Origin of the sequence: Stagnihabitans lacustris (assembly GCF_025950525.1) — a bacterium.
GTDB lineage: Bacteria > Pseudomonadota > Alphaproteobacteria > Rhodobacterales > Rhodobacteraceae > Stagnihabitans.
Map to the genome: position 1 here is coordinate 705897 of NZ_JAPDGS010000002.1, position 11491 is coordinate 717387.

Below are 11491 nucleotides of genomic sequence, written 5' to 3' on the forward strand. Positions count from 1 at the left end.
TCAGGCCTCCATCTGGCGGGCGGTAAAGGCTGCGATGCGGCGGCAAGCCTCGGTGATTTCGGCGTCAGACCGGGTCAAAGACACCCGCAGCCAACCGTTCAGCGACGGCCCAAAGCTTTCGCCCGGCATGACGGCCACGCGTTCCTCCATCAGCAGTTTGCGCGCGAAATCCTCGCCCGACAAGCCCGTGGCGCGGATATCCACCACGCTGAACATCCCCGCCGAAGGTTCATGGACCTGCAGCGCGTTCACCCCATGCAGCGCGTCCTTCAGCATCCTTGCGCGGCGGGAGAAGCGTTCCACCATCCCCGGAGCGACCGGCGAGGGCCGCGACACCGCCAGCGCCGTCATGTCGGCGATAAAGGGTTGGTTGCCGAAAAGCATCGTCTCGGCCACCGGCAGAAGCCGGGCCATGAACTCGCCCGGGCCGACCGCCCAGCCCGACCGAAAGCCCGGCGCGGCATGGGATTTGGAAATGGACGACACGACCACGGTCCGGTCGGCGAAATCCGCGATATCCAGCGGCGACAGGAATTCGCCGCCAAAGATCAGCTCTTCATAGACCTCGTCCGACAGAATCCACAGGTTGTGATCCCGCGCCAGCCGCCCCAGCGCCATCAGGTCGTCCCGGGTCAGCACGGCGCCCGTCGGGTTGTGCGGCGTGTTCAGGAACAGCACGCGCGAGGCCGGCGTGATGCGCGCCGCCACATCCGCGGCCTGCATCCGGAAGCCCTGTTCGGGATGCAGGGGCACCATGACCGGAACCGCGCCCGGCGCCCGGATCACGCCTTCGTAGGTGGCATACATCGGGTCGCCCACAAGGACCTCGTCGCCCGGACCGACAAGTCCCAACAGCACGGCGTAAAGCGAGGTCTGGGTGCCGGGAAAGCACATGACCTGATTGGCGCCGATGGTCCGCCCGGTGCGGCGGGAATAGCGCTCGGCCAGGGCGGCCAGAAGGCCGGGTTCGCCGCGGCCGTTGGAATAGCCATAGCGGCCCGACCGCATCGCGGCATGGGCCTTGTCGAACAGCTCTTCGGGCGGGGGGACATCGGGTTCGCCGATGGTCAGGGCGATGACCTCTTGCCCGGTCTGCGCCATGGCCTTGGCCATCGCGTGGATCTCCCATTTCGCCCCGCCCAGGCCCGCGAGCCTTTCGGTGATCGCCGCGTATCGCATGTCAAACCTCGGTCAAGATGGGGGCGGAAAGCAACAGCCAGGGCGTCAGATCGACCCCGAGGATCGCACCGACCGAACGGATGCCCAACTCGGCCAGCTCGCCGGGGGCAAAGGCCTCGGGCAGGGCGCAACCCTCCATCCACAACCCGTCGATCACGGCGTTGCAGGCAATGGCCATGCGGCGGGCATGAAGGTCGGGCCAATCGCCCGGCAGGTCGGCAATCAGCCCCTGCAGCCGGTCGCGATAGCCCAGATAGGTCTGGGAATGGGTCTCTCGCATCACCGGATCGCGCCGGGTTTCCTGCAGAAAGGTCGCCCACAGCGTCAGGGCCTCGGGGTCAACCACCGGCGCGGTCAAAGAGGCCGCGACAAAGGCCGCCAGCCGCGCTTCGGGCGCATGAGGGGCCGCGCGCAGCACCGAGGCGCTGTCATCGGTCATCCGGTCCATCAGGTGCCGATAGGCCGCGATCAGCAGTTGATCCTTGGACTGGAAGTAGTGCCGGATCAGTCCCGCCGTCACCCCCGCCCTTTCGGCAATCGACCGCACGGTGGCATTTTGCGCGCCCCCTTCGGCGACCAGCGCCAAGGTGGCCTCGACCAGCGCAAGGCGGCGCTTGTCTTCGGCCTCGCGGCGATAGGGTTTGCGGTCGGGGGTCATGAAAGAGCCTTGCTGTCCGGCGCCAAGTTATTCAGCTGGATAATTCTTGGCCGAAGTTTCGCGCCCCCGCAAGGCCTTGCGGCGTCAATCCCTGCCGGAAACCGAATGACCCCGCGTCAGGCGCCGGGTCAGGGAAAGATCTCGCCCGACGTGACGCCCCAAAGCGCCGAGGCATGGACCCAGCCCTTTTCGCCCTCGACCATGATGCGGCACCAGTCGGGGACGCATTGCACCAGGCGGCCCACCACGTTCAGCTCGTTCTGGAACAGAACCTCGGAGCCGTCGTCGGGCGCCGAATGGGCCTCGGCCATGTCTTGCGTGACCAGCACGCTGCGCACGCCTGACAGCAGCATGTAATGCACCCAGCCGCCCGCGCCGTCGGCATCCTCGACCCGGCGCCAGTGTTCGTATTCGGCGGTGATCTTCAGCGGCATCCCTTCGCGGGTGAAAACCCAGTCGATGCGATGCGTGAGCCCCGGACCGCGCCTTGCATTGCCCTCGTTGCCCTTCAGGCTGACGTAACGCGGGATCGGCAGGTTGGTGACAGCGCCCTTGGTCGGATCGCGCGGCGTGGCCTCGGCGTCGGGATCGGCCTCGGGCAGGGGGGCCATGGCCTCACGCGCGCCCTCGGCCTGTTCCTCGATCGAGGCCTCCTGGCCCCAGGCCGCCGTCACCGAAATCGACCCCGACAGGGCCAAAAGCCCCGCAATCAGATATGCCCGCATCCGTTTACCCGCTCGATTCCAGCCTGCTTGACCGGGCCTGCGTCTTGTTGTCACCCGAACGCGATGCGCCCGGGCTTGTGCTAGGACCCGCAAGGGGCCACTTTGCCATCAAAGGCTGCGATTGGGAAGTGAGGGAGCGCCATGGGGGGATCACGTCTGACGGTGGTGGTGACGCGGGCTTTGCCGCAAGTTGTGGAAACGCGGCTGAAAGAGCTGTTCGATGTCGAGTTGCGCGACCCCGACAGCCCGATGACCCGCGAAGAGCTGGCCGAGGCCATGGGGCGCTGCGATGTGCTGGTGCCGACGATCACCGACAAGATCGACGCGGGGCTGATCGGTCAGGCCGGGCCGCGGTTGAAGCTGATTGCGAATTACGGCGCGGGGGTGGATCATATCGACGTGTCCACCGCCCGGGCGCGGGGGATATTGGTTTCCAACACGCCCGGGGTCACGACCGATGACACGGCCGATATGGCGATTGCGCTGATGCTGGCGGTCACGCGCCGCATCCCCGAGGGTCTGGCGGCGATGCGTGGCGAATGGCAGGGCTGGTCGCCGATGGCCTTCCTGGGCGGGCGCCTGGCGGGGCGACGTCTGGGCATCCTGGGCATGGGCCGCATCGGTCAGGCCGTGGCGCGCCGCGCCCGCGCCTTTGGGCTTCAGGTGCATTACCACAACCGCAAACGCCTGCGGGTTGAGGTCGAGGCCGAACTTGAGGCGACCTGGTGGGAGAGCCTGGATCAGATGGTCTCGCGCATGGACATCATATCGATCAACTGCCCGCATACGCCGGCGACCTTTCACCTGATGAACGCGCGGCGGCTGAAGCTGTTGAAACCCTCGGCGGTGATCGTGAACACCTCCCGCGGCGAGGTGATCGACGAAAACGCCCTGACGCGGGGCTTGCGGGCGGGGGAAATCGCGGGGGCGGGTCTGGATGTGCTGGAAAACGGCCGCGTGAACCCGCGCCTGCAGGATCTGCCGAATGTGGTTCTGTTGCCGCATATGGGCTCGGCCACGGTGGAGGGGCGGGTGGAGATGGGCGAGAAGGTCATCATCAACATCAAGACCTTTGCCGATGGGCATAGGCCACCGGATCAGGTGGTGCCGGGGATGTTGTAGGGCCGCTTGGCCCCCGGGCGGCTGGCGACCAAGGTTGCCCCGGCCTTCCCGTGCAGCGATTCTCGGTCAGGAGGCGCCGGGTCAAGCGCGGCGCGGTTGACCCGATCAGGCCCGCCTTGACGTCGCGATGAGCACCCCTGCGGCCACGATCAGGCCCATGCCGGCCATGGCCAGCGCGCTCAGCCCCTCGCCCCACAGGACCCAGGTCCAGGCGGCAGAGGCGGGCAGGATGATGTATTCCATGACCGAAACCCGCGAGGCCTCGGCGATCTGATAGGCGCGCACCATCAGGCCGACGCCCAGAAGCGATCCCGCCGCCTGCACAAAGGTCCAGAACCAGAACGCGCCCCCCGGGATGACGGGGCCGCGCATGAGGAATCCCTCGGGGCCAGCGGGGGCCACCAAAGGATGCAGCGTCAGCGCGGCCATCCCAAGCGCACCCGCCACCCCCAGCGCGATGAAGAACCCGGCCAGCAGGGTTTCCGCGGATTCCGGGCCGCACCAACGGCGGGTGGCGATGTTGCCAAGCGCGTAAAGCGCCCCGGCCACAACCGGCAGCAGGGCGGGAAGCGAGGCGCCCGCCAGGGCCTCGGGGCCAAGGACCATGACCACGCCGGCAAAGCCCAAGGCGACGGCCAGGGCGCCTGATCCGCTGATGGGCGCGCCGTAAAACAGCCGCTCGATCAACAGGACAAAGATCGGCGCGGTGAACAGCCCCGCCGCGACCAGGGCCACGGGCAAGAACCCAAGCGCGCCGAAATAGATCACCATGGCGCAGCCGTGGATCAGCGACCGCGCCACAACCCGGCGCGGCGCGACCATCGCCAAGCGCAGCCCCAAAGGCCGCGCCACCAGCCACAGCAAAGCCACCGCCATCACCGACCGCGTCGCATGGAACTGCCAAAGCCCCGCATCCGCGGCGATGACCTGGACGAAATTGTCGGTAAACCCGATGATCCCGGCATAGACGGCGATCATCGACAGGGCCTTCAGGTTCACATTCATCCCCCCATGAACCCCGGCCCGCCCCGGAATTCCCGCCTGATTGCGACCCTTTGGCGCCGCTTTGCTGATCTGACAACCTGCCGATTGTGAAGCCCGCGCCGCGCGGTTACTGTAAGGCGAAACAGGCAATGCAGGCGCAATGACCGCCCTAGAGAAATACCAGCGACTGGAATGTACGGGGCTCTGGCGCCTGACGCCTGCGGCCCAGTTGCGCGAGGTCGTCGTGGGCCTGCGCGAAACCACCCTGGTCTTTGCCGATCCGCGCACCGAAATGGCGCTGTCGCATTGGTCGCTGCCCTCGGTCGAACGGGTGAACCCGGGCGAAAGCCCCGCGATCTTTACCCCCGGCCGCACCGAAGAGGGCGCGCCCTCGGAGACGATCGAGCTGGACGACCCCGACATGATCGCGGCGCTGGAAACCGTCCATGTCACCCTGGTCCGCCGCCGCCCCCGGCCCGGACGGCTGCGCGGCGGCTTTGTCGCGCTGGGCGCCGGGGTGGCGGCGCTGGGGCTGCTTTTGTGGCTGCCCGATGCGATGATGTCGCATACCGCGCAGGTCCTGCCGACGGCCACGCGGGTGCAGATCGGCAAGATGGCGCTGGCCGATGCGCAGCGCCTGACCGGCTCGCCCTGTGCCGAGCCTTTGGGCGCGCGGGCCGCCAGCAGCCTGGCGCAAAGGTTCGCGGGCTTTGGCGTCGGCGAAATCGTCGTGGTCCGCGATGGCGCGCAAGAGGTCACGGTTCTGCCCGGCGGCATCGTGCTTTTGGCCAATGGCGTGCTGACCGCCTCTGAAGACCCCGAGCCCGTGCTTGGCCGCATCCTGGCCGCTTTGGTCGCGGCCCAAGAGGCCGATCCCGTCGTCCCCCTGCTGCATCACGCGGGCCTGGTGGCCACGACGCGGCTTTTGACCTCGGGCGTGCTGCCTGATGGCGCGGTCGAGGGCTATGCCGAGGCCGCGCTTGCGACCACCGCCACCCCATCGTCCGAGCCCCTGCTGGCGGCGTTCAAGACCCTGGGCCTGTCCGCGACCCCCTATGCCAAGGCACTGGACCCGACCGGAGAGGGCTCACTTGCGCTGATCGAGGGCGACCCCTTTCAGGGCCGCTCTCCGGCGCCGGTGATTTCGGACAACGACTGGATCAGCCTGCAGGGCATCTGCGCGGGTTAGCGCAGAAAGGCATCCGGGAAACCGCCGGCGCGCAGGGCCACAAGTGCGGCCTGCGCCGCATCCGTGCTGGCAAAGGGGCCCGCAAAGACCACCCGCAGCTTTTGCCCCGAGGTCGTGGCGGCCAGACCCAGCCCCGCAATGCGCCCGGCCGCCTTTTCCGCATTGGCCGGCTGACCAAAGGCGCCGACCTGGATCAACAGGCCCGCGGCGGGGGCCGACATGGTCGAGACGGTGACTTGCGGCGCCGTGACGGGTTGTGCGGCGACGTGCTGGGCCTTTGGCGCTGCGACCTGGGCTGCCCGAATGGCCTTGGCCTGCTTTTGCGGCGGCAGGTCGGCGATGGCCACCATGGGGACGTCTTGGGTGTAAACCCGGTTCTGCGCCGCCTGGCCCTCGGCCGTGCCAATGCCGCGCATCGGGTTCAGCCGGTCGTCCTTCCAGGCATGGGTCCAGCCTTTGGGCGGGGTCGGCAAGACGCGGGGCGTGGGCGGCGGGGCAAAGGTCACGACCTGCTCGGCGCGGGTTGGGGCCGCCATTGGTGCGGGTGCGGGGGCGGGGGCAAACAGGAAGGCAAAGAGCCCCGGGCCGCGGGGGCGCTGTGGCGCCGTCGGGGTCTGGGTGGTTGGCGCGACCTGCGGGATCTCGACCTCCGCCACCAGCGGCTGAGGCGCCGCCCCGGTGGGCATCATGCCGCAGATCGGCCGCTTTGATCCGTCGATCCGCGGCACCCAGTTGACCTGGCCGCCGAACCCCGCGCGGACAAAGACGCATCCCCGGCTGTCGATGAACTGCTGACCCTTGAAGCTGGCGGGCGGCGGATTGACCGGCGCCGTCACGTTGCGCAAAGTCTGCGCCTCGGCCGCCATGCCCACAACAACAGCCACGGCCAAAGCCGGACCCAAAACCCTGACAAACATGCTCGCCCTCGTTCTTGTTTTGAACGAATCATGAATCAGGATTGTTTCCAAGTAAAGGAGGATTACCCCCTGAACCTGTTATTTGGTGCCAAACATGCGGTCGCCCGCATCCCCTAGGCCCGGAACGATATAGCCATGGTCGTTCAGATGGCTGTCAATCGAGGCCGTGACGATCTGCACATCGGGATGGACCGCCTGCATATGCGCAATCCCCTCCGGTGAGGCCAGAAGGCACAGGAAGCGGATTTCGCGCGCGCCCTTTTCCTTCAACAGGCTGACGGCGGCGGCCGAGGAATTCCCCGTGGCCAGCATCGGATCGACGACAATCGACACGCGCTCGTCCAGATGGTCGGGCAGCTTGCAGTAATATTGCACCGGTTGCAGCGTCTCGGGGTCGCGATACATGCCGACGAAACCCACGCGCGCCGCGGGGATCAGTTCCAGGATACCGTCCAAAAGCCCGTTGCCCGCCCGCAGGATCGACACCAAGGCCAGCTTCTTGCCGTCAATCGCCGGGGCCTCCATCGGGCAAAGCGGCGTCTCGATGGATTTGGTGGTCATCGGCAGATTGCGCGTGACCTCATAGGCCAGAAGCAGGCTGATTTCCCGCAGAAGCTGGCGGAATGAGGCGGTGGAGGTGTCCTTCTCCCGCATCAGGGTCAGCTTGTGTTGCACCAAAGGGTGGCTCACGACGATCACAGGCTGAGGCGGCACAGGCTCGGCGGGCACGTTTCCCATTCAACTCTCCATCCTTCGGGCGATTTTCTCTTTCGTATCCTTGTCACAGAAAGCCGCGTCAAGCGCCCAGCGGTTCAAGGTCGCGAAAACCCCCTCGTCCCAATCGAAAGCCTGGGACAAAAGCTCATACTCCCGCCGCAGCGTCGTATGGAAAAATGGCGGATCGTCGGTGGACACCGTGACCTTGACACCGCGGTGAAACAGCTCGCCAATCGGATGCTTGCGCCAGCTGGGGTAAAGCCCCAGCGCCATGTTCGACCCTGGGCAACATTCCAGCACAACCCCCGCCTCGGCGATCTCATCGACCAGAGCCAGGTCTTCGATGGCGCGCACGCCATGGCCGATGCGGCCCGCGCCAAGGGCCAGGGCCTCGCGGACCTCCTCGGGGCCCTTCAGCTCTCCGGCATGAAGCGTCAGGCCAAGCCCCGCCTCGCGCCCGCAATCCATCCCCCAGGCGAAATCCTTCAAGGCGCCGATGCGCTCATTGCCCGCCACGCCAATGCCGGTGACAAAGCCCCCCGCCGTATCGGCCGCACAAAGCGCCGCGCGCCGCCCCTTGGCCGGGTCCATGTGGCGGATCATCAGGGCAATCCCCCGCACGGTGATCTCGGGAACCGCGGCCGCGGCCTCCTCCATCGCCAGCACATACTCCCGCCACGCCCCCAGATCGCCACCGCCGCAGTAATCCGGACAGAGGAAATGTTCGGTATAGACCACCCCTTCCTCGACCTGAGCCTCCAGCACCGCCCGCATCAGCCGCGCGTAATCCTCGGGCCGCTGCAGGACCGAGGTCGCCGCCTCATAGACCCGCACGAATTCGGGAAAGCCGGTGAACCGATACCCACCGCGCTCATCGAAGATCCCCGCGATATCCACTTTCTTTTCGCGGGCAAGTCCCTTGATAAAAGACGGCGGCGCCGCCCCCTCCAGATGCAGATGCAGTTCGATCTTGCGCAAAGGCCCCTCGTTTCATCTTTTCACAAATATCCCACAGGGGTCCGGGGGTGTGAAACCCCCGGCGGGCGGTCACAAAAAGCTGCGTCCCGGCCCCTGCGCGCGCACCCCCAGATGCGTCGCCACCGAGGCGCCCACATCGACAAAGCCCCGCAGGCCGATGGCCCCCGCCGCGCCATAGCCCACCACAGGCACCCGTTCCCGCGTGTGATCGGTGCCCGCCCAAGTCGGGTCATTGCCATGATCGGCGGTGAAGATCGCCAGATCCCCCGGCCTCAGCCGCGCGAGGAACCCGCCCACCCGGGCATCAAACCATTCCAGCGCGCTGGCATAGCCCATGACGTCGCGGGGATGGCCCCAAAGGCTGTCGAACTCCACGAAGTTGGCGAAGGTCAAACTTCCCTCTTCGGCTTCATCCGCAAGCCGGTCCAGATGATCGAAAAGGTCAAGGTCGCTTTTCCCCTTCCACAGCTTCCCCACGCCCTGCATGGAGAAGATGTCGCCGATCTTGCCGACCGCATGGGTCATCCGCCCCGCCCCCGCCACCCAGTCCAGCAAAGTCGGCCCCGGCGGTGCAATCGCATAATCCCGCCGGTTGGGCGTCCTGTGGAAATCCCCCGGAACCCCCACAAAAGGCCGCGCGATCACCCGGCCCACCTTCATCGCATGAAGATGAGGCGCAAGGTCGGAACACAGCTTCAACAGCCGATCCAAGCCAAAGGCCTCTTCATGGGCGGCAATCTGGAACACGGAATCCGCCGAGGTATAGCAGATCGGCCATCCGGTCCGCAGATGCTCGGCGCAATGCGCCTCGATGATCGGCACGCCGGAGGAATGGCAATTCCCAAGGATGCCGTCGGTCCCCGCAAGGCGGCAAACCAAAGCCGTGATCTCGGGCGGGAAGGCCGGCACCTGATCGGGGAAATAGGTCCAGTCCCAAGGCACGGGCACGCCCGCAAGCTCCCAATGGCCCGAGGGCGTGTCCTTGCCGCGGCTGACCTCCTCGGCCGCACCCCAAAGACCCACAGGCGTGGCGGTAAACCCCGGCATCCGCAGACCCGAGGCCAGTTCCACCGCAGCCCCCAGCCCCAGCCCGTCCAAGACCGGCATCTGCAAGGGCCGCCCCGTGGCCGCCCGTGCCTGGGCGATATGGCCCAGAGTATTGGCCCCCGCATCGCCGAAATCACCGGCATCGGGCGCGCCACCGGCCCCCACGGAATCCATCACGACCAGGAAAGCCCGCGCCATCACGACACCCGTTTCAGGACCAGACCCGGATCGGCGGGCTCGGCCTCCACCATGCGATAGGCGGCCAAAACGGTTTCCACCGCCGCCGCCGCCTGTTCGACCGTGGCGGCATGGATCAACGCCAGCGGATCGCCGCGGCCAATCGCATCGCCAATCCCCGCAAGGTCCGACAGGCCCACCGAGGGGTTGATCCGGTCGCCCTCACGCTGGCGCCCGCCGCCCAGGCGCACTACGGCCAGACCCAAAGCCTCACCGTCGATGGCGCCCACGAAACCGCCCTCGGGACAGGGCACTTCGACCACCACAGGCGCCGAGGGCAGGCGGTCGGGCCAGCGGTCGACGAAATCGGCAGGGCCGCCCTGGGCCGCGATCATCCGGCCAAAGCAGTCGGCAGCGCCGCCGTTTTCCAGCGCCTGTTCGATCCGCCCCGCGCCATCGGCCGGGTCATCCGCCAGGCCGCCCAGGGCCAGAGCCTCACCGCCCAGGGCCATGGTCAGGTCCCAAAGCGCGGTGTTCACCGACGTGCCGGTCAGCGTCTCCATCACCTCGATCACCTCCAGCGCATTGCCCGCGGCGGTGGCAAGTGGCTGGCTCATGTCGGTGATCAGCGCGCTGGCCATGCAGCCCGCGCCCTTGGCGGTGTCGACCAAAGCGCGGGCTAGGGCCTCGGCATCCTCCAGCGTTTTCATAAAGGCGCCCGAGCCGCATTTGACATCCAGCACCAGGGCCTCTAGCCCCGCCGCCAGTTTCTTGGACAGGATCGAGGCGGTGATCAGGTCGATGCTTTCCACCGTCGCGCTGACATCGCGCACGGCGTAAAGCCTGCGGTCGGCGGGGGCCATCTCGGCGCTGGCCGAGACGATGGCGCAGCGTGTCTGGTCGATCTGGCGGCGCAGTTGTTCCTCGGTCAGGTTGGTGCGAAAGCCGGGGATCGCCTCCAGCTTGTCCAGCGTGCCCCCGGTATGGCCAAGCCCGCGGCCCGAGATCATCGGCACATAGGCGCCGCAAGCGGCCAGCGCAGGCGCCAGCAGCAGCGAGACGCAATCGCCGATCCCGCCGGTCGAGTGCTTGTCGATCACCGGCCCGTTCAGCCGCCATTGCAGGACATGACCCGTATCGCGCATCGCCCTTGTCAGCGCCACGCGGCCCTGTTCGCCAAGCCCCTTCAGCAGCACCGCCATGGCAAAAGCCCCGGCCTGCGCGTCGGAAACCGCCCCGGTGGCAAGGCCTTGGGCAAAGAAGGTCAGCTCTTCGGCCGAGGGCAGGACCCCATCGCGCACCTTGGCGATGACGGCACGGGGCTCCATCACAGGTCCATGAAGGCGGCAGAGAAAGAGCCGGGGAGGAGTTCGGCCACGGTCATGGTTTTCGATTTTCCCGCCGTGGTGCAAAGCGTGACCTGCACATCGGGGGCGGCGAATTCCGCGATCTTTTGCCGGCAGCCGCCGCAGGGGGGCACGGGTTCGGGGCAATCGGCGATCACGAGGATTTCCGCGATCTTGTGGTCGCCCGCGGCAATCATGGCGGCGATGGCGCCGGCCTCGGCGCAGGTGCCTTCCGGGTAGGCGGCGTTTTCGACATTCACGCCAAGGTGGAGGTTGCCAGAGGTCGAGCGCAGGGCCGCGCCGACCTTGAAGCGGGAATAGGGCGCATAGGCGTTCTCGCGGACCTGGGTCGCGGCTTGCAGAAGGGACGCGGTTGGCAGAAGGGACGCGGCTTGCAGAAGGGACATGGGGGCTCCTTGACCTTTTGGACAAGGATGATCCGGTTTGCCATG

At 67.0% G+C, this 11491-nt stretch carries 12 protein-coding genes; 2 read left to right on the forward strand and 10 right to left on the reverse strand.

Annotated features, from left to right (window positions below; translation table 11 throughout):
• The 3 genes from NX862_RS08135 to NX862_RS08145 all read right to left on the reverse strand — a co-directional run bounded on the left by NX862_RS08135 (position 1) and on the right by NX862_RS08145 (position 2562).
• The gene (locus NX862_RS08135; RefSeq protein WP_264493387.1) at positions 1-1179 is read right to left on the reverse strand and encodes a pyridoxal phosphate-dependent aminotransferase; all 1179 of its coding nucleotides are present in this window, start codon (positions 1177-1179) and stop codon (positions 1-3) included.
• A gap of 1 nt (position 1180) precedes the next feature.
• Positions 1181-1837, reverse strand: a complete 657-nt coding sequence (locus NX862_RS08140) for a TetR family transcriptional regulator C-terminal domain-containing protein (protein WP_264493388.1) — start codon at positions 1835-1837, stop codon at positions 1181-1183.
• A gap of 128 nt (positions 1838-1965) precedes the next feature.
• Entirely contained in the window at positions 1966-2562 is a 597-nt protein-coding gene (locus NX862_RS08145) for an SH3 domain-containing protein (protein ID WP_264493389.1), read from the reverse strand.
• 141 nt (positions 2563-2703) lie between these two features.
• Between NX862_RS08145 and NX862_RS08150 the strand changes: the two genes are divergently transcribed.
• Positions 2704-3684 (forward strand): 2-hydroxyacid dehydrogenase, encoded by a 981-nt coding sequence (locus NX862_RS08150; RefSeq protein ID WP_264493390.1) that lies wholly within the window; start codon positions 2704-2706, stop codon positions 3682-3684.
• Positions 3685-3789: 105 nt separating this feature from the next.
• On the opposite strand, the gene NX862_RS08155 is transcribed toward NX862_RS08150, so the two are convergent.
• Complete coding sequence (locus NX862_RS08155; RefSeq protein WP_413694543.1) at positions 3790-4689, reverse strand: DMT family transporter; 900 nt, start codon at positions 4687-4689, stop codon at positions 3790-3792.
• Positions 4690-4828: 139 nt separating this feature from the next.
• Between NX862_RS08155 and NX862_RS08160 the strand changes: the two genes are divergently transcribed.
• Complete coding sequence (locus tag NX862_RS08160; protein ID WP_264493392.1) at positions 4829-5857, forward strand: hypothetical protein; 1029 nt, start codon at positions 4829-4831, stop codon at positions 5855-5857.
• Here NX862_RS08160 and NX862_RS08165 read toward each other — a convergent pair.
• The 6 genes from NX862_RS08165 to cdd form a co-directional block, all read right to left on the reverse strand.
• Complete coding sequence (locus tag NX862_RS08165) at positions 5854-6774, reverse strand: SPOR domain-containing protein (RefSeq protein WP_264493393.1); 921 nt, start codon at positions 6772-6774, stop codon at positions 5854-5856. The genes NX862_RS08160 and NX862_RS08165 overlap by 4 nt on opposite strands.
• A 78-nt stretch (positions 6775-6852) precedes the next feature.
• Positions 6853-7512, reverse strand: coding sequence for a uracil phosphoribosyltransferase (upp, locus tag NX862_RS08170; protein ID WP_264493394.1), 660 nt, complete (start codon positions 7510-7512; stop codon positions 6853-6855).
• Positions 7513-8469: an adenosine deaminase gene (gene add, locus NX862_RS08175; RefSeq protein ID WP_264493395.1), complete on the reverse strand. Its 957-nt coding sequence runs from the start codon at positions 8467-8469 to the stop codon at positions 7513-7515.
• Positions 8470-8538: 69 nt separating this feature from the next.
• Positions 8539-9714, reverse strand: coding sequence for a phosphopentomutase (locus tag NX862_RS08180; RefSeq protein ID WP_264493396.1), 1176 nt, complete (start codon positions 9712-9714; stop codon positions 8539-8541).
• Entirely contained in the window at positions 9714-11021 is a 1308-nt protein-coding gene (locus NX862_RS08185; protein ID WP_264493397.1) for a thymidine phosphorylase, read from the reverse strand. Before NX862_RS08185 ends, NX862_RS08180 begins: the two co-directional genes overlap by 1 nt.
• The gene (gene cdd, locus NX862_RS08190; protein WP_264493398.1) at positions 11021-11446 is read right to left on the reverse strand and encodes a cytidine deaminase; all 426 of its coding nucleotides are present in this window, start codon (positions 11444-11446) and stop codon (positions 11021-11023) included. Before cdd ends, NX862_RS08185 begins: the two co-directional genes overlap by 1 nt.
• Positions 11447-11491 lie beyond the last annotated feature (45 nt).